Raw genomic sequence first — 16,008 nt, forward strand, 5'->3', positions numbered from 1 at the left:
ATCGATGGTGGAAAGCTGGAAGACTTAGACCCGTTTGCGGCGAAAATGAAGTGCCGCTGCCGAATTGAAGCGGCCGGTCTTGTCCGGCCGCTTGCTAGGCCTTTACGCTGCGGCAGACTGCCTGAGCAGGATCGAGGAATGTTTTTCGAGGAATTCCATCAGCCGCTGCGGGTAATCAGGGCCGACAGCCGCCCGGACACTCGCCCGCGCGGAAAGAGCCTTGCGCCAGCGCTTCACCCGCTCCAATCCATCGAATATGCCGCTGTCGCCGAGCGTGTCGAAGAGGTCGAAATAACGAAAGACCGGCGCAAAGACGGCGTCGACGAGCCCGAAGCTGCTGCCCGCGAAATAAGGCCCGTCTGTCAGTGCGCTCTCGATCGTTGCGAATTTGGCGATGAGGGCTTTGCGCTTGGCGTCGAGCTGCAGCGCATCCTGCGCCGTTTCATAACCCCAGAGGTCGGAAAGCACGGACGAGCCGAATTCCATCCAGCCGCGGTGGCGGGCGCGGGTGAGCGGATCGGCCGGATGCAGGGCGGCGCCCGCCTGCGTTTCCTCCAGATATTCGCAGATGACGCTGCTTTCGAAGAGCACCGCCTCGCTGCCGTCCTCTTCCTCGATCCGCAGCAGCGGCACCTTGCCGAGCGGTGAAATCTTCAGGAACCAATCCGGCTTGTTGGCGAGATCGATGTTGATGCGCTCGAATGGCACGCCCTTTTCAAGCAGCGTGATCGCGGCGCGCTGCACATAGGGGCAGAGATGGTGGCTGATGAGGGTAAGCCTGCTCATGGAAATCTCCTGGTCACAATCCATGCAAATGCATCTAATATCGCTTGCGGCGGAATTCAAGATAGATGTAATTGCATTTATGTCCGAGAACATGCCGAAACCGAGCGAAGCCACCACCCGTGCCTGGACGAGCATCATGCGCGCCCGCGAGCGCTTGCTTGCAGCCATCGAAGCCGAGCTGAAAGCGGCCGGCATGCCGCCGCTTGCCTGGTATGACGTGCTGTGGGAACTGGCGCGCGCCGATGATGGCAGGTTGCGCCCCTATGAGATCGAAGAGCGGACTTTGCTTGCGCAGTATAATCTTTCCCGCCTTATCGACCGGCTGGAAGGAGAGGGGCTCGTCCGGCGCGAAGTCTTAGCGGAGGATGGACGCGGTCGCTGGGTTGTCATCACCGAAGCCGGCCGGCAGCTCCGCGAACGCATGTGGGTGGTCTATGCCAGATCGATCGAGAGCCATATCGCCTGCAGGCTCACCGAAAGCGAGGCAGAGAGCATCTCGGCCTTGCTCGCGCGTTTCCTGTGATCAGGCGATCAATGGCGCGCCGACGGCCTTCAACACCGCCAGCGCGTCCTTCGGGTCGAGCCGCACCTGCAGCCCGCGCTGCCCGCCATTGATATAGACGAGCGGTTCAATAAGGGCGGTCTCCTCGATCGCCGTCGGCACGGTCTTCTTCTGGCCGAAGGGGCTGATGCCGCCGACGTGATAGCCCGTCAGCCGCTCGGCATCGGCGGGTTTCATCATATTGGCCGACTTGCCGCCAAAGGCGCTGGCGAGTTTCTTCATGCTGACTTCGCGGTCCGACGGCACCACGACGCAGACCGGCTTGCCGTCGAGCTCCGCCATCAGCGTCTTCAACACCCGATGCGGTGCTTCGCCCAAAGCCTCGGCCGCCTGCAGCCCGACGCGCTCGGCGCCGGGATCGTAATCATAGGTGTGGATGGTGAAGGCGATGCCGGCCTTGGAAAGAACCTGTGTCGCGCGGGTGGTCTTGGACATAAGAAGCCTGTCAGCCGCCAAATGTGCCGGTGTAAATTTCCGGCTTGAAGCCGATTACCAGCTTGTCCTTCGCCTCCAGCACCGGCCGCTTGATCATCGACGGCTGGTCGAGCATCAGCGCGATGGCTTTCTCCCGGCTCAGGTTCTCGCGCTCGGCATCGGGCAGTTTGCGGAATGTCGTGCCGGCGCGGTTGAGCACCGTGTCGAGGCCGGCCTGGTCGATCCAGGCTTCGAGATGGGCGCGGTCGATGCCGAGCGCCTTGTAATCGTGAAATTCATAGGCGACGTCGTGGTCTTCCAGCCAGCTGCGGGCCTTCTTCATCGTGTCGCAATTCTTGATGCCATAGATGGTAACGGCCATACCCGATCGATCTCCGTGTGATGGCAGCGGGATAGCATGCGCGAAGGCCGGCGCAAACGCCATGTGAGCTTTATTCCCGGCAGCGCCTCCTCAGCTCTCCAGCGTGCCGGCCTCGCGCGACGTCTTGCTGGGCCCGGCGCAGACGATCTTCATCAGGTCGCCGCGCCGCCGCACCAGCCGGTCCGAGGTCCGGGTCAGGATCAGCCCGTCCTGCGGCGCCTGCACATCGATGCTGCCATCAACTTGCCCCGGCCGGGTGATGATCGTCGCCAGACGCTCGCCCTCCACAACCCTGTCGCCGATCGCGCGATGGAAGAGCACGGCGCCGCCTTCGGGAGCCCGGATGATCTCGACATTGTCGAGTGGCACGGCCGGGCCGGCAAACGCGGCCGGCGCCACCGGTTCGTCGCTGACGATCCCGCGTGATGTGAGGAAACGCCAGAGCCCGTCCGCATCCCGCTTCGCCAGCGCCGGATCGACATCGCGCTTGCCGCGCAGCTCGACCGTGACCGAAAGCTTGCCCGGCAGCATGGACCGTCGTTCGCCGGGGATTTCATATTTCCATGCAAAGCCGACGGCCTCCTCGAAGGCGGAGCTTTCGCCATCCGAAAGCAGCACGGCCTCCATGTCGAGCGCGGCGGCGAGATCGGCCGCCTCCGGCCAGAACGCCTCGTCGATATAGGCATATTGCAGCGATTCGTCGTCGCAATGCAGGTCGAGGACGAGATCGGCGCCGAGCGCCATATGCAGTAGCTGCCGCTTCAACCTGTCGGTAGCCGGGTAATCGTCGAGCTCTTCGATCAGCGTCGCCCGATCGGCAATGGAGATCAGCGGGAAATCCCGGTTGAAATTGGTGCGCGAGCCAAGGTCGAAACGGCCCTGCAAATCACCGAAATGCGACTGCGCCGCACCGATCGGATTGGCCTGCGGCACGATGGTGATGCGGCCGGTGATCCCGCCTTGGCTTTCCGCCTGCCGGAGCCGCTCGCAGAGGATATGCAGCAGCGCCGTTCCCGGCAGCTCGCCGGCATGCAGTGCCGCCTGGATATAGATTGTCGGCGCCTTCGGATCGCGACCCTTGAAGCGCAGCACTGGCAGCCGCCATTCCGTTCCCGGGGTGTCGCCCGGGATGATGATCTCTGAAACGTCCATGCTGTCGTGCTCCGCGTTTGCCGACCCAACGGTTCGTCCAGCTTTATGCGCGGATATCCGGCAAGCGCAAGCCTCACCGGGCACGGACTCTCAGCCGAAAAGCGGCCAGCGATCGATGATGTGGTATCCGGTTTTTCCGAGAACGCTGTGGATCAGCAGGAATTGGTTCATGGCCTGTCAGGTCGTCATGACCGCCTCGCGCTCCAAATACGGGGCGAAAGATACGCCTGCAAGGCAGAATAGCAAAGAACAAAAAAAGAACGAGATGGGCAAGAATCGGGTTGAAACAGCGCCTGTCCCATACGATTTTGGTGTAATCGAAAACGCGGAGGCTGTGTCATGGCCCAGACGATCCACCACTATCTCATCTTCGAAACCGCGGGTGGTTTCTGCGGCATTGCCTGGAGCGATGCCGGCATCGTCCGTTTCCAGCTGCCGACGAAAACCGCGGAGGCAACCGAGCGGCTCTTGCTGCGCCGGCTGCCCGATGGCTTGCCCGGTGCGCCGACGCCTGATGTGCTCGAGACCGTGGCGGCAGTGAAGCGCTACTTCCAGGGTGAGGAGACGGATTTTTCTGGCGTGGAACTCGATCTTGCCGGCCAGGATGCCTTTTTCAGGGAGATTTATGCGGCGGCAAGGCGCATCGGCTGGGGCCGGACGACCACCTACGGCGCGCTGGCGAAAGAGCTCGGCGCCGGGCCGGAAGCGGCCCGCGACGTCGGCCAGGCGATGGCGAAGAACCCTGTCGCGCTGATCATTCCCTGCCACCGGGTGCTGGCGGCCGGCGGCAAGATCGGCGGCTTCTCCGCTCCCGGCGGTTCGACCTCGAAGACCCGCATGCTGGAGCTCGAAGGCGTCAACCTCGCCCCGCCGCCGCCCGCCCAGCAGTCGCTGGGGTTTTAGGCGGCGGGCAATTTCAATTGGATATCGGCTGCTCAATGCGGGCTGGCCGTCGGCCGGATGATGATCTCGCTGACATCGACATCGTCAGGCTGGCTGACGGCATAAAGGATCGAATTGGCGATAGAATCGGGGCTGATCGTGATCGCCCTGAAGGCTTTCATGGCGTCGCGCGCGGTCGGGTCGGTGATCGTGTCGGCCAGTTCCGATGTCGTCGTGCCGGGAGAGATGACGGTCACGCGGATGCGATCGGTCTCTTGCCGCAGCCCGTCCGAGATTGCACGGACGGCGAATTTCGTCGCGCAATAGACGGCGGCCGTTGGCGAGACGCTGTGACCGCCGATCGAAGACAGGTTGATGATCTGTCCGGATCCCTGCGCCTTCATGATCGGCAGGGCCGCGGCGATGCCGTAGAGCACGCCCTTGATGTTGACGTCGATCATCCGGTCCCATTCATCGACCTTCAGGGCCTCGAGCGGCGAGAGCGGCATCAGGCCGGCATTGTTGACGATGACATCAAGCCGGCCGAACTCGGATCTGGCAAAGCCTGCGAAGGCCTCGACCTCGGAGCGGTCGGTGACGTCAAGCTTTCGCAGCCGTACCGTTCCGCCCCTGGCTTCGATGTCGCCGGCGAGCCTCTCCAGGCGCTCAGTGCGGCGAGCGCCGATCACGATGTGGGCGCCGGCCGCAGCCAGCACCTTTGCAGCAGCCTCGCCGATGCCGCTGCTGGCGCCGGTGATGGCAATGACCTTTCCTTCGATGTTCGACATTTCAAGCTCCATTTGTCTGTTGAGTGTTTTTTCGGGCGCGGCTCAGTCGGGGAAATCGGCGCTGAGCGTTGTCTGCGCCCAGGCGTCGAAATTTGCCCGCAGCGCATCGAGCCGTTCGCGGGCAATCTTCAGGGCGGGCGCGCCGAGGAGCAGGCGCAATGGCGGCTCCTCCGCCTCGAACGCCGATATGATGGCAGCGGCGGCACGCGTGGGATCACCGGGCTGTTTGCCGGAGATTGAACGGGTGGCCTGGCGCCGCTTGCCTGAGGTTTCGGCATAATCGTCGATAAGAGTCCTGGATTCGACCATCGACCGGCCCGCCCAATCCGTGCGGAAGGCACCGGGTTCGAGGATCGTCACCCTGATGCCGAGCGGCTTGACCTCATGGGAAAGCGATTCCGACAGGGCTTCGACTGCGAACTTGGTGGCGTGGTAGTAGCCGGTCGCGGCGAAGGCGACGAGCCCGCCGAGCGACGAGACGTTGAAGACATGCCCCCGCCGGCGCGCGCGCATGCCCGGCAGGACATGCTTGGTGACGGCAATCAGGCCGAAGACATTGGTCTCGAACTGGGCGCGTATCTCTGCGTCCTCGCCCTCTTCGATCGCCGAGAGGTAACCGTAGCCGGCATTGTTGACCGTGACGTCGATCGCGCCGAAATGCGCCTCGGCGTCGTGAACCGCGCGGGCGACGGAGTGGCCATCCGTCACATCGAGGGCGAGAGCAAGGGCGCGGGCGCCGTGTTCCGTTGCGAGATCCCGGAGGGTCTCGGGTCTGCGCGCCGTCATCGCGGCGCGCCAGCCACGGGCGAGAACCGCCTCGGCGAGCGCCCGGCCGAGGCCGGACGATGCGCCTGTTATGAACCAGATGGGTGTGGTGGAAGACATGATCCTCATCCTTTCCGGCCGGATAGAGCCTTATTGAGCGAGCTTGTCATTTGCGGCGAAGCACCATGCCGCCGTGATGGAGGGTGTTACCGTCAACGAAATCACCATCGGCCGTGAAGCCGGTATCGTCCCAGTATTCGATGTGGCTTCCGACCACTTCGTAACGGCCTCGATAGGCGCTCTCCCGGTTTCCTCGGGCCTCGTCATAGCGACCGTTGGGCAGAAGCTGGTGGCGGACCCGGCCGTCGTCGGTCACCCACATGCCGACATAGGGATGTTGCTGCATCGTATTCTCGCTTGCTTGCTGACGCGTGGATTGGCGGCCGCCGACGCTATCTCCGGCTGCCGGGCTGACCGCCGTACCGGCTAAGGTGGCGGCGGCGCAAAAATGCAGAACGGATCTCATGGCAATGTTTTGCATCCTTCTTCCTTTCGAGGTCAGGACCGCTGTTTTGGCGGGCCTCGACAGAAAAGATAGGCACACGAACTGAAGTGATTAAGTTGCCAATCCGCGATGACTTGGTTAGATTTTCTAACCAATGGTCGACGATCTAGAAGGCATCTCAGTCTTTCTCGCCGTGGCGGAGGCGCGGAGCTTTCGCCTTGCAGGCGAGCGTCTCGGCGTCACCCGTTCCGCCGTCAGTCAATCCCTGCAGCGTCTGGAGGATCGTCTTGGCGTCGCGCTCGTCCAGCGCACGACGCGCAGCGTCAGCCTGACCGAAGCCGGCGAAGTGTTCTTCGCGGCGGTTCGTCCATCGGTCCGGCAGGTCACGGATGCGATGCAGACGGTGCGGGACATGCAGGCGCGCCCGAGCGGCCTGCTGAGGATCACGGTGTCTTCGATCGCCGAGAGCTTTCTGTCCGGCACGTTGCTCGCCGGCTTCATGCAGGCCTGTCCCGAAATCAAACTGGATATCACCGTCACAGATGACGAATTCGATATCGTCGAAACCGGTTTCGATGCCGCTGTCCGTCTGGGCGAAGTGATCGAGCAGGATATGATCGCGGTCCCGGTCTCAGAGCCGCAGCGGCAATGCGCGGCCGCGTCCCCCGCCTACCTCGAGCGTCACGGCAGTCCCTGCCATCCAAGCGAACTCCAGGACCATGCCTGCATCGGATGGCGACCGCGCCCGGATACGGCGCCCTATCGCTGGGAATTCACCGAGAATGATCGTGATTTCGACGTCGCCGTCGATCCCGCAGTGACGACGAACGACATGGGCATGATGATCCGCATGGCCTGCGCCGGCGCCGGGATCACCTTCGGCATGGTGGAAACCTTCCAGCCCTATATCGACCGCGGCGAACTCATGCCGCTGCTCGAAGATTTCTGCCCGCCCTTTCCGGGCTTCTATCTCTATTATCCCAGGCGCCAGCGGCAGCCGCTGAAGCTGCGGGCCCTGGTCGATCATATCAGGAAGTCCGCGAGGGGTTAGATATGGTCGACCCCTGACCGAAGGGTGCGATGGCTCCTGTCGGCATACGCCCGCCCCGGCTCAAGGTTGCCCCTGTCACGCGGTTTTGCTATTTCCCCAACGCCAAGGATCAGGGAGGGGCTCCCTGTTGCCGGAGAAGCCATGCTGGACGACGTCTTTCGCATTCCAACCAGGGCTCTGATCCGTCAGGGTGGGCGGGCCTGCTTTTTTCGTCTCGTCAATACGAGCCCCTTGCTGATCCAGGTGCAATCGGGAACGAAGATCGTCATGGCGGATGACAAGGCTTTGCGCCTTGAGGCGGGCGATTATGCGCTGCTGCCCGACTATCGGCCGTTGACGATGGAGAACATTCCAAAGGCGCCGCAGAAGTATCAGACCCTGGCGCTGCCTGTTCCAAGACAGCTGTTCGAGGATGCCTATATCGCCATGGGTTCGATCGCCGTCCCCTCGCGGCCGCTCCCGGCAAGCGCCTCGAACCTGCCGGAGGAAGCGGCGGCATTGTTTGCCTATTGCTGTCAGCCCGGCAATCTGACGAGGCTTCCCGCTGCCATTGCCAAGGCGCGTTTGATGGAGCTGATCACCTGGTTTGCGCTCTGCGGCGCGGTGCTCGGCCGATGCGAAAGTCCTCGGCTCGAGGACCGGCTGAGGCAGATGATTGAAAGTGATACGGCCTTTGATTGGACGCTGGGGCACGCGGCGCGCGCCTTCAACATGAGCGAAGCGACGCTCCGGCGCAAGCTCGCCGCCGAAAAGACAAGTTTCAGCGAGATATTGAGCGACACAAGGATGAATCGCGCCCTCGCCCTCATCCAAACCACAACCCTGCCGATGGCACAGGTGGCGCTCGAAGTCGGTTACGATTCGCCGTCGCAATTTTCGGCACGGTTCAAAGAGCGGTTCGGCGTCAATCCGCGCCATGTGCGGGGCGGAACTGAGCGTTTTGAGCGGATCGGGGCAGAAGTTGAGCATAGCGGGGCAGATGCGCTGCCGTGACAACGGTAGTTTTCCCGCATCATCAACCGCAGGAAAACAACATGCGTCTCATAACAGCAGCACTTCTGGCCGCGTCCGTCTTTGGCGCCACGGCCGCCCAAGCCGAAATGAAGCTCACTTCGAAAGATCTGACATCCGGTAAGACCATGGCCGATGCGCAGGTCTTCAACAGCTTCGGCTGCACGGGCAAGAACATCTCGCCGGAACTCACCTGGTCGGGTGCTCCGGAGGGAACCAAGAGCTTCGCAGTCATGGTCTACGACCCGGATGCTCCGACCGGTTCGGGCTGGTGGCATTGGTCGGTGTTCAACATTCCGGCAGACGCCTCGAAGATTGCCACCGGTGCAAGCGGAGATAAGAAGCTTCCTGCGGGCGCCGTGGAAGGCCGTACGGATTTCGGTACATCAGGCTATGGCGGCGCATGCCCGCCGGTCGGCGATGCGCCGCACCATTACCAGTTCACCGTCTACGCGCTCTCGGTCGACAAGCTGCCGCTTCCCGATACGGCGCCGGGCGCGATGGTCGGCTATTATGTCCGGGCGAACACGCTCGACAAGGCCTCGCTTGAAGTCACCTACGGCCGCTGACGCCGTCGTCACAGCCATTGTCCCTATTGGAACGCGGCCGGCCGAGGAAATCTCGGCCGGCTGCTGGGATTTGGGAAATCAAGCAGGAACGTAGACCAGCCGGATCACATCCTCGCCAATCCGGTCATTGGCCATAAGGCGGAGCGGCGGTCGGGGTCCGGCGAAATAGGGCCTGCCGTGACCGAGCACGACGGGGTGCAGATAGATGACATATTCATCGATCAGGCCAAGATCGGTGAGGCTTCGCGCCAAATCCGGGCCGGCGACTTCGATCTCTCCGTCGCGTTCGGCCTTCAGCTTACGGATCGCGCCCTCGAGATCGCCGTCCACAAGGCTGGCGTTTGGACCGACCGATTTCAACGAGCGCGAGACGACCCATTTCGGCTGGTTCCGCCAGGCGGCCGCGAAGGCGCGTCTGTCCGCGTCCCATTCAGGATGGTCATCATCCCAGTAACGCATGATCTCGTACATCTGGCGACCGTACACACTGCCCGCCTGCCGCTGCGTCGCTTCGATGAAGTGACGGAAGAGTATGGGACCTGGCGCAAACGCCGTATGATCGACGTAGCCGTCCAGCGATTGGTTCATTCCGAACACGAGCTTGGCCATGCTCACTCCTTTCCTTCAAGGGTCCATCCGCATGAGGTCGGATTGCGTCTGCGCAATCGGTCATAAGTTAGATCGACTGATTGTATATTGCAATTGGTTTTTCGGAGGCGAACCGCTTGCTGCGCGTTGCGTGACGCGCCTATCGTGATGCAAAGCGCTTCTTTGCCGGATCGGTGAACGGCGTGAACAGCGCGACAAGCGTGCCTTCCGGATCGCGGAACTGCACCGACCGGTTGCCCCACGGCATCAGCTTGGGCTCATGAACAAGGTCGACTTTATCCTTCAGCCGGGCATATGCGGCATCGACGTCGTCCACCATGAACTCGATGATCGCCGTTCGGTTGGCGCCGGCCTCGGCGCTGCCTTCCCTAAAGAGCGAAACGGTTTCCAGGCTGCCGATGGCAAGTGTCGCCGAAGGGGTGACGATCTCGGCGAAGACCGGCGCCAACCACTCGGCCGATTGCAGGGTGACCATTTCGTAGAAGCCGACCATCGCCTTGATATCACCGGCGATCAGCCGGATTGAGGCAAATTTCATAACGTTGTCCTTTCGAGAAGGCCGCAGACGTGCGCGCGGCATCGCTGCGGGCCTTGTCGCACAGGCCTGTTGCCAGCATTATGGCAACAGGAGTCAGCAGCAATGCGCAAAGCCGATCGTCTATTTCAGATCATTCAGATCCTGCGCCGTACGACCCGGCCGGTGACGGCCGCGGCAATCGCCGAGGAGATCGAAGTGTCGAGGCGCTCGGTGTACCGCGATATCACCGACCTGATCGGCCAAGGGGTTCCGATCGTCGGAGAGGCCGGCTTCGGCTATTTGCTCGACCCTGCCTACGACATGCCGCCCTTGATGCTGACGCCCGACGAGATCGAGGCGATCGTGCTTGGGACGCAATGGGTCGCAACACGCGGCGATAAGGTGTTATCCGCAGCGGCACAGGACGTGTTGAGCAAGATCGCTGCCGTTATCCCCGAAAGGCTGCGTCCATACATCGCCGAACCAAGCGTTGGAGCAAAGCCTGGCAGGATCATTCCGACGGACATCGTCGACACGAGCGAACTGCGGCGCGCGATCCGCGAAGATCGGAAGCTTCGCCTGCGCTATCGGTCCGATACCGGGGAGGAGACCGAGCGGGTCGTGTGGCCGGTCATCCTCGGGTACGGTGAAGCAACGCGCTTGATTGTTGCCTGGTGCGAATTGAGGCAGGACTTCCGTCACTTCCGTACCGATCGCATGATCAAGATCGAGGTGCTGGAGGCGACCAACGGCCTGCGGAAGGGCGACCTGCGTCGCCGCTGGGAGAGATGGCGCGGGGAGCAACGCTCCCGGTCCGAGCACTGATCGCCGGGCGGCAATAATCGCGAACGACGCTATTGCCGCCTTGTATTCCTCATTCCCACTCGATTGTGCCGGGCGGCTTCGAGGTGACGTCATAGACGACGCGGTTGATGCCGCGCACCTCGTTGATGATGCGGGTGGCGGCGCGGCCGAGGAATTCCATGTCGTAGTGGTAAAAATCGGCGGTCATGCCGTCGACTGAGGTGACGGCGCGCAGCGCGCAGACGAATTCATAGGTGCGCCCGTCGCCCATGACGCCGACGGTCTGGACCGGGAGCAGCACGGCGAAGGCCTGCCAGATGGCGTCGTAGAGGCCGGCCTTGCGGATTTCGTCGAGATAGATCGCATCGGCCTCGCGCAGGATCTCCAGCTTTTCGCGGCTGATGCCGCCGGGGCAGCGGATGGCAAGGCCGGGGCCGGGGAAGGGGTGGCGGCCGATGAAGCTGTCGGGCAGGCCGAGTTCGCGGCCGAGCGCGCGCACCTCGTCCTTGAAGAGTTCGCGCAGCGGCTCGACGAGCTGCATCTTCATGCGCTCCGGCAGGCCGCCGACATTGTGGTGCGACTTGATCGTCACCGACGGGCCGCCAGTGAAGGAAACGCTTTCGATCACGTCGGGATAGAGCGTGCCCTGGCCGAGGAAATCGGCGCCGCCGAGTTTCTTTGCTTCTTCCTCGAAGGTTTCGATGAACAGCCGGCCGATGATCTTGCGCTTGGTTTCCGGGTCGCTGACGCCTTCGAGCTCGCCGATGAAGCGATCGGAGGCGTCGACGTGCAGCAGATGCAGATTGTAGTGCTCGCGGAACATGGCGACGACGTTTGCCGCCTCGTCCTTGCGCATCAGGCCATGGTCGACGAGGATGCAGGTCAGCTGGTCGCCGACCGCCTCGTGGATCAGCAGCGCGGCGACCGAACTGTCGACGCCACCGGAAAGGGCGCAGATGACGCGCTTGTCGCCTACCTGCTTGCGGATCTCGTCGACCGCCTTCTGGCGATAGGCCGACATCGACCAGTCGCCCTTGATGCCGGCGATGTTGTGAATGAAGTTGCCGATCAGCTTGGCGCCGTCGGGCGTATGCACGACCTCGGGGTGGAACTGCACGCCGTAATATTTGCGCTTCTCGTCGGCGATGAAGGCATAGGGCGCGTTGGAGGAGGTGGCGACCACCTCGAAACCATCGGGCAGCGCCGTGACGCGATCGCCGTGGCTCATCCAGACCTGATGGCGCGAGCCGGAGGACCACAGGCCCTCGAACAGCTGGCAGTCCTTGTCGACATCGAGGAAGGCGCGGCCGAATTCGCGGTGATGGCCGCTTTCGACCTTGCCGCCGAGCTGCATGCACATCGTCTGCTGGCCATAGCATATGCCGAAGACCGGCAGGCCGCTGTCGAAGATGATCTGAGGCGCCCGCGGCGATCCCTCGTCCACCGTCGAAGCCGGGCTGCCGGACAGGATCACGGCCTTCGGCTGCAGGCGCTTGAAGCCCTCTTCGGCCGATTGGAAGGGAACGATTTCGCAATAGACGCCGGCCTCGCGCACGCGTCGTGCGATGAGCTGGGTCACCTGGCTGCCGAAATCGACGATGAGAACGGAGTCGGGATGTGCTGTCTGGGTCATGTCGAGGCTTTAATGAAAAGCGCTTCGCCTGGCAATCCGGGAAATCGGCGGCATCCGGTTTTTATTGTTCCGATTGTCCCCGCGTCCGATAAGACGCGCGGCACTTTGCCCGCTTAGAACCAGAAAACCCCGTCTTCCAGCGCCGTAAACAGGCTGTCGACGCCGTAGGAGAGCTTGCGGTCGACGATATGCAGATATTCGGTCCAGCCGGAGATGTGCTGCAGCTCGACAGCGCCGTCGGAAATGCCGCGCAGGCCGATCAGCGGCAGCTTGTAGCCCTGGCAGGCGCGCAGCACCGCATAGGTCTCCATATCGACCATGTCGGCGTCGATGTCGGTATAGGCAGCACCCGAGATGACATTGCCGCCCGTGGAAAGGCTTGCCTCGGCAATGCCGGGAATGCGCAGCGGCAGCTCGAGCGTCGCCGGCAGGTCGAGGAAGGGAGTCCTGCCCTTTTCGAAGCCGAGCGCCGAGGCGTCCATGTCGCGGTAGGAAACCGAGGTTACCTGATAGATTTCGGTCTGTTCCAGTTTCGCCGAGCCGGCCGAGCCGAGGGAAACAACGAGATCAGGCAGCTCGTCGGCGGCATCGAGCCGCGCCAGCGTCTTGGTCAGCGCGACCGCCGCCTCGACCGGGCCGACGCCGGTCATCAAGGGTTCGATGCGCGAACGCAGGAAGGGGCCGTATTCGGCCTCCGCCGCCATGACGAACAGCATGGATTTTCCCGCGACCGATTTCAGTTCGAACTTCATCCCGTAATTCCTTCTCTGCCGCGGATGACCATCATCGTTCCGGTCATGGAGGCGATAAGTTTCGCCGGCCCGTCGCTGATCGCGTAGCCTCGCCCGTCGGCGACGATGATGGTGGAGCCCGGCTTGGTGATTTCGCCGCGAAACAGGAAGCGCTCGCCGCGTCCCGGCGACATGAGATTGACCTTGAATTCGATCGTCAGGATCGAGGCTTCGGGGTCGATGACGCTGTAGGCGGCAAAGCCGCAGGCCGAATCGAGCGCGGCGGAAATGATGCCGGCGTGCAGGATGCCGTGCTGCTGCGTCAGCTTGATGTCGAAGGGAAGCTCGATTTCGACGACGCCATGCTCGACGCGCGTCAGCTCCGCGCCGATCGTCTGCATCGCCGCCTGGCGCGCAAAGTTGCGGCGGATTCGCGCGCGGAAATCGCCCCTGTCAGTCTCGCTCATGGCTACCCCTCTCGAAGCCGGGAAAGTGGCATGGCGGGCCGGATTCGACAAGCTGGACATTGCTGAAATCGATCCGGACGGCGATGGAAACGTTAAGGCGTGTCGCCAGCGCAACCCTTCGCCATGCTATTGCCCCGCATGCCCTGCGAAGACGATTGCAGCTTCGCGCTCAGCGGGTATTCTCCGGCATCCTATCTCGAAATTGAGGGAGCGCCGGCGCCATGACGACGATATCGCAATCGGTTCGGAATTTCGAGACCTGGCTGGCCGGCGAGCTTGGCGGCGATCTCGTCAAGGACGATCTTAAGGAAAAGCACGGGAAGATGCGCAGCGACGATTTCGGCTTCCTGCGTGCCACCTATTGGCGCTGGTGCGAGGTCATCCTCGATGTCTGCCCGGAGCTCGGCCGCGCGCCCGAAGTGCTGGCGATCGGCGATACGCATCTGGAGAATTTCGGCACCTGGCGCGATAGCGAGGGCAGGCTCGTCTGGGGCGTCAATGATTTCGACGATGCGGCGGTCATGCCCTATGCGCTGGATCTCGTTCGCCTTGCGGCAAGCGCCATCCTGGCGCGCAACGGCAACGGTCCCTCGGTTCGGATGATCGGCGAGCTGATCCTCGGCGGTTATCGCAGAGGCCTTGAAAATCCGCTGCCGGTCATCCTCGAACGCGATCACAAATGGCTGCGCAAGGCGCTGATGCTGCCGAATTCCGAACGCCGGGAATTCTGGGAAAAATACGAGATGCTGCCTGCAGGCAAGAAGAAGGCGCCGTCAGTCTATACCGAGGCGCTTGCGGGCGCATTGCCGCCCGGGGCAGGCTCCTTCACGGCCAAGCTGCGCAGCGCCGGTACCGGCAGCCTCGGCCGCCCGCGTTTCGTCGCCTATGCCGAATGGCAGGGCGGGCCGGTCTTGCGCGAGGCGAAGGCGCTGGTGCGGTCGGCCTGGTCGCTTCACCACAGGCCGCTTGATGTGGCGATCCGTGCGGGCGAAATCGCCGCCGGGCGGGCGCGCTCGGCCGATCCTCATTATCGCGTCTGCGGCCGCATCCTCGTGCGCCGGCTTTCGCCAAACAGCCGCAAGATCGAGATCGACAAGCATGCGGAGATCCTGCTTTCGCCGACAATGCTCGAATTGATGGGCTTCGAGATCGCCAATTGCCATTCCGATGATGCGGCGGCCGCCGCAGCGATCCTGCAGGATTTGCAGGCCCGGGGACCCGAATGGCTGCATGAGGCGGCAAGAGCCGCGGCATCGAGCGTCAGCGCCGAGCAGAAGGCCTATGCGCGCGCCCGCTGAGAGACCCGGACGATGTGTTGATCCCAGGCGACATCGCTGCGCCTCGACAGGAAATCGCCGTCATAGGAGGAGACGGCAAAGCCCTCTCTTGCCGGCGCGATGCCGGCGGCCTCCGGAACGGCGCTCTCGGCCAGCACCTTGCCCGTTTTTGCGTCGATGGTCACCGAGGCGCCGCCTTTCGGCGAGGTGATGCCGACGAGACCTTCGCTGCGGTTGACGGCGATCGCCCCGACATAGTTGGCGAGCCTGCGCGTCGTCTCCTCCGGCAGCGCGACGAAGGAAAGATCCTCCCCCTTGGCGAAATGGCCGACGAGCGGCGGCAGGTCCTTGCGGCGGCCTTCGTACTGGCAGGCGAACCAGATGCGGCCGTCGCCGTCGAGGTCGACATGGCGGGTCGACAGCTGCGACCATTCGGCCGGCAGCACGTGTTTTTCGATCAACGCGCCGGTTGCCGCATCGATCAGCGCCAGCGACGGCTGCATCGCCCCGAGATTGAGCTTGGTGCGGCCGAAATCCGGATGTGTCTCGATGCCGCCATTGGCGACGATCAGAAGGCGGCCGTCATCGGAAACCGTCATATCGTGCGGACCGATGCCATAGGTTTCGTATTCGCCGATGCGAGTGAAGCGATCGGTTGCGTCGTAGAGACCGATCATGCCGCGATTGCCGTCGAAATCATTCTCGCTGGCGTAGAGGATCCGGCCATCGGGCGAGAAGGCGCCGTGCCCGTAGAAATGGCGGTCGTCGCGGGAACTGATGACGATCGGCTCGCCCCTATCTCGTGGATCGAAGATCATCGCATAGGTGCCCGGCCGGCGCGCGAAGGCGACGGTCTTGCCGGTGGCGGCGCTGAAGGCCATGCCGTGGGCGCGGGCGGGAAGCGCCACCTGATCGATGATCTCGCCGCGCTCGGTCACGGTCGCGATGGCAAAGGAACCGTTTGCCGTGCGAATGCCCGAGGCATAGACCGCATCGGCCCGTTCGAGCGCCATCAGCGACCTTGGCGCCAAGCTCGCCAGGAAGCCGATTCCTGCCGCCTTGACGAAACTGCGTCGGTTGATCGGGGCGCTTTGCATCATCGC

Annotated in this window: 20 protein-coding genes; 7 read left to right on the forward strand and 13 right to left on the reverse strand. The window is 62.9% G+C overall.

Features of this window, described 5'->3' with window-relative positions; genetic code table 11:
- Positions 1-102: 102 nt before the first annotated feature.
- Complete coding sequence (locus CO671_RS16160) at positions 103-786, reverse strand: glutathione S-transferase family protein (protein ID WP_097606774.1); 684 nt, start codon at positions 784-786, stop codon at positions 103-105.
- 79 nt (positions 787-865) lie between these two features.
- Between CO671_RS16160 and CO671_RS16165 the strand changes: the two genes are divergently transcribed.
- The gene (locus tag CO671_RS16165; RefSeq protein ID WP_097606956.1) at positions 866-1,309 is read left to right on the forward strand and encodes a MarR family transcriptional regulator; all 444 of its coding nucleotides are present in this window, start codon (positions 866-868) and stop codon (positions 1,307-1,309) included.
- Here the strand turns inward: CO671_RS16165 and ybaK are convergent, their stop codons facing one another.
- From ybaK to CO671_RS16180, 3 genes are all read right to left on the reverse strand, one after another.
- Positions 1,310-1,783: a Cys-tRNA(Pro) deacylase gene (gene ybaK, locus CO671_RS16170; protein WP_010030733.1), complete on the reverse strand. Its 474-nt coding sequence runs from the start codon at positions 1,781-1,783 to the stop codon at positions 1,310-1,312.
- A gap of 10 nt (positions 1,784-1,793) precedes the next feature.
- Positions 1,794-2,144 carry an ArsC family reductase gene (locus CO671_RS16175; protein WP_097606775.1) on the reverse strand — a complete coding sequence of 117 codons (351 nt, stop codon included), beginning with the start codon at positions 2,142-2,144 and terminating at the stop codon, positions 1,794-1,796.
- A 90-nt stretch (positions 2,145-2,234) separates the two neighbouring features.
- Positions 2,235-3,296: a succinylglutamate desuccinylase/aspartoacylase family protein gene (locus CO671_RS16180; RefSeq protein ID WP_097606776.1), complete on the reverse strand. Its 1,062-nt coding sequence runs from the start codon at positions 3,294-3,296 to the stop codon at positions 2,235-2,237.
- Positions 3,297-3,635: 339 nt separating this feature from the next.
- Between CO671_RS16180 and CO671_RS16185 the strand changes: the two genes are divergently transcribed.
- Positions 3,636-4,199 carry a methylated-DNA--[protein]-cysteine S-methyltransferase gene (locus CO671_RS16185; RefSeq protein ID WP_097606777.1) on the forward strand — a complete coding sequence of 188 codons (564 nt, stop codon included), beginning with the start codon at positions 3,636-3,638 and terminating at the stop codon, positions 4,197-4,199.
- 32 nt (positions 4,200-4,231) lie between these two features.
- Here the strand turns inward: CO671_RS16185 and CO671_RS16190 are convergent, their stop codons facing one another.
- Genes CO671_RS16190 through CO671_RS16200 form a run of 3 tightly spaced genes read right to left on the reverse strand, consistent with a single transcriptional unit; the run spans position 4,232 to position 6,272 of the window.
- Complete coding sequence (locus CO671_RS16190; RefSeq protein WP_097606957.1) at positions 4,232-4,966, reverse strand: SDR family oxidoreductase; 735 nt, start codon at positions 4,964-4,966, stop codon at positions 4,232-4,234.
- 42 nt (positions 4,967-5,008) lie between these two features.
- Positions 5,009-5,860, reverse strand: a complete 852-nt coding sequence (locus tag CO671_RS16195) for an oxidoreductase (protein ID WP_170964992.1) — start codon at positions 5,858-5,860, stop codon at positions 5,009-5,011.
- Positions 5,861-5,897: 37 nt separating this feature from the next.
- Positions 5,898-6,272, reverse strand: a complete 375-nt coding sequence (locus tag CO671_RS16200; RefSeq protein ID WP_097606778.1) for an Atu4866 domain-containing protein — start codon at positions 6,270-6,272, stop codon at positions 5,898-5,900.
- Positions 6,273-6,390: 118 nt separating this feature from the next.
- Between CO671_RS16200 and CO671_RS16205 the strand changes: the two genes are divergently transcribed.
- The 3 genes from CO671_RS16205 to CO671_RS16215 all read left to right on the forward strand — a co-directional run bounded on the left by CO671_RS16205 (position 6,391) and on the right by CO671_RS16215 (position 8,867).
- On the forward strand, positions 6,391-7,287 hold the full coding sequence (locus tag CO671_RS16205; protein WP_097606779.1) for a LysR family transcriptional regulator: 897 nt from the start codon (positions 6,391-6,393) through the stop codon (positions 7,285-7,287).
- A 141-nt stretch (positions 7,288-7,428) separates the two neighbouring features.
- Positions 7,429-8,280, forward strand: a complete 852-nt coding sequence (locus CO671_RS16210; RefSeq protein WP_010034350.1) for a helix-turn-helix domain-containing protein — start codon at positions 7,429-7,431, stop codon at positions 8,278-8,280.
- A 41-nt stretch (positions 8,281-8,321) separates the two neighbouring features.
- On the forward strand, positions 8,322-8,867 hold the full coding sequence (locus CO671_RS16215; RefSeq protein ID WP_097606780.1) for a YbhB/YbcL family Raf kinase inhibitor-like protein: 546 nt from the start codon (positions 8,322-8,324) through the stop codon (positions 8,865-8,867).
- 78 nt (positions 8,868-8,945) lie between these two features.
- Here CO671_RS16215 and CO671_RS16220 read toward each other — a convergent pair whose 3' ends face one another.
- Together CO671_RS16220 and CO671_RS16225 are read right to left on the reverse strand one after the other, a co-directional pair.
- A complete protein-coding gene (locus CO671_RS16220) occupies positions 8,946-9,476 on the reverse strand; it encodes a dihydrofolate reductase family protein (RefSeq protein ID WP_097606781.1) in 531 nt (176 codons plus the stop codon).
- A gap of 139 nt (positions 9,477-9,615) precedes the next feature.
- A complete protein-coding gene (locus CO671_RS16225; RefSeq protein ID WP_097606782.1) occupies positions 9,616-10,014 on the reverse strand; it encodes a VOC family protein in 399 nt (132 codons plus the stop codon).
- 102 nt (positions 10,015-10,116) lie between these two features.
- Here CO671_RS16225 and CO671_RS16230 point away from each other — a divergent pair, with 102 nt between their 5' ends.
- Positions 10,117-10,818, forward strand: a complete 702-nt coding sequence (locus CO671_RS16230) for a YafY family protein (protein ID WP_097606783.1) — start codon at positions 10,117-10,119, stop codon at positions 10,816-10,818.
- Positions 10,819-10,867: 49 nt separating this feature from the next.
- On the opposite strand, the gene guaA is transcribed toward CO671_RS16230, so the two are convergent.
- From guaA to CO671_RS16245, 3 genes are all read right to left on the reverse strand, one after another.
- Positions 10,868-12,430, reverse strand: coding sequence for a glutamine-hydrolyzing GMP synthase (guaA, locus tag CO671_RS16235; RefSeq protein WP_038686329.1), 1,563 nt, complete (start codon positions 12,428-12,430; stop codon positions 10,868-10,870).
- 113 nt (positions 12,431-12,543) lie between these two features.
- On the reverse strand, positions 12,544-13,182 hold the full coding sequence (locus tag CO671_RS16240; RefSeq protein ID WP_010028224.1) for a 5'-methylthioadenosine/S-adenosylhomocysteine nucleosidase: 639 nt from the start codon (positions 13,180-13,182) through the stop codon (positions 12,544-12,546).
- Positions 13,179-13,628, reverse strand: a complete 450-nt coding sequence (locus CO671_RS16245) for a PaaI family thioesterase (RefSeq protein WP_010028223.1) — start codon at positions 13,626-13,628, stop codon at positions 13,179-13,181. Before CO671_RS16245 ends, CO671_RS16240 begins: the two co-directional genes overlap by 4 nt.
- 221 nt (positions 13,629-13,849) lie before the next feature.
- Between CO671_RS16245 and CO671_RS16250 the strand changes: the two genes are divergently transcribed.
- Positions 13,850-14,926 (forward strand): DUF2252 family protein, encoded by a 1,077-nt coding sequence (locus CO671_RS16250; RefSeq protein ID WP_097606784.1) that lies wholly within the window; start codon positions 13,850-13,852, stop codon positions 14,924-14,926.
- Here CO671_RS16250 and CO671_RS16255 read toward each other — a convergent pair.
- Positions 14,908-16,005: a DUF1513 domain-containing protein gene (locus CO671_RS16255; RefSeq protein ID WP_097606785.1), complete on the reverse strand. Its 1,098-nt coding sequence runs from the start codon at positions 16,003-16,005 to the stop codon at positions 14,908-14,910. The two genes, CO671_RS16250 and CO671_RS16255, sit on opposite strands and share 19 nt — an antisense overlap.
- Positions 16,006-16,008: the final 3 nt, after the last annotated feature.

Source organism: Rhizobium sp. M10 (genome assembly GCF_002531955.1).
Lineage (GTDB): Bacteria > Pseudomonadota > Alphaproteobacteria > Rhizobiales > Rhizobiaceae > Rhizobium > Rhizobium etli_C.

Coding starts and splice junctions, on each gene's coding strand:
- CO671_RS16160 (WP_097606774.1), bottom strand. CDS start 786: ATGAGCAGGCTTACCCTCATCAGCCACCATCTCTGCCCCTATGTGCAG.
- CO671_RS16165 (WP_097606956.1), top strand. CDS start 866: ATGTCCGAGAACATGCCGAAACCGAGCGAAGCCACCACCCGTGCCTGG.
- ybaK (WP_010030733.1), bottom strand. CDS start 1,783: ATGTCCAAGACCACCCGCGCGACACAGGTTCTTTCCAAGGCCGGCATC.
- CO671_RS16175 (WP_097606775.1), bottom strand. CDS start 2,144: ATGGCCGTTACCATCTATGGCATCAAGAATTGCGACACGATGAAGAAG.
- CO671_RS16180 (WP_097606776.1), bottom strand. CDS start 3,296: ATGGACGTTTCAGAGATCATCATCCCGGGCGACACCCCGGGAACGGAA.
- CO671_RS16185 (WP_097606777.1), top strand. CDS start 3,636: ATGGCCCAGACGATCCACCACTATCTCATCTTCGAAACCGCGGGTGGT.
- CO671_RS16190 (WP_097606957.1), bottom strand. CDS start 4,966: ATGTCGAACATCGAAGGAAAGGTCATTGCCATCACCGGCGCCAGCAGC.
- CO671_RS16195 (WP_170964992.1), bottom strand. CDS start 5,860: ATGAGGATCATGTCTTCCACCACACCCATCTGGTTCATAACAGGCGCA.
- CO671_RS16200 (WP_097606778.1), bottom strand. CDS start 6,272: ATGCAAAACATTGCCATGAGATCCGTTCTGCATTTTTGCGCCGCCGCC.
- CO671_RS16205 (WP_097606779.1), top strand. CDS start 6,391: ATGGTCGACGATCTAGAAGGCATCTCAGTCTTTCTCGCCGTGGCGGAG.
- CO671_RS16210 (WP_010034350.1), top strand. CDS start 7,429: ATGCTGGACGACGTCTTTCGCATTCCAACCAGGGCTCTGATCCGTCAG.
- CO671_RS16215 (WP_097606780.1), top strand. CDS start 8,322: ATGCGTCTCATAACAGCAGCACTTCTGGCCGCGTCCGTCTTTGGCGCC.
- CO671_RS16220 (WP_097606781.1), bottom strand. CDS start 9,476: ATGGCCAAGCTCGTGTTCGGAATGAACCAATCGCTGGACGGCTACGTC.
- CO671_RS16225 (WP_097606782.1), bottom strand. CDS start 10,014: ATGAAATTTGCCTCAATCCGGCTGATCGCCGGTGATATCAAGGCGATG.
- CO671_RS16230 (WP_097606783.1), top strand. CDS start 10,117: ATGCGCAAAGCCGATCGTCTATTTCAGATCATTCAGATCCTGCGCCGT.
- guaA (WP_038686329.1), bottom strand. CDS start 12,430: ATGACCCAGACAGCACATCCCGACTCCGTTCTCATCGTCGATTTCGGC.
- CO671_RS16240 (WP_010028224.1), bottom strand. CDS start 13,182: ATGAAGTTCGAACTGAAATCGGTCGCGGGAAAATCCATGCTGTTCGTC.
- CO671_RS16245 (WP_010028223.1), bottom strand. CDS start 13,628: ATGAGCGAGACTGACAGGGGCGATTTCCGCGCGCGAATCCGCCGCAAC.
- CO671_RS16250 (WP_097606784.1), top strand. CDS start 13,850: ATGACGACGATATCGCAATCGGTTCGGAATTTCGAGACCTGGCTGGCC.
- CO671_RS16255 (WP_097606785.1), bottom strand. CDS start 16,005: ATGATGCAAAGCGCCCCGATCAACCGACGCAGTTTCGTCAAGGCGGCA.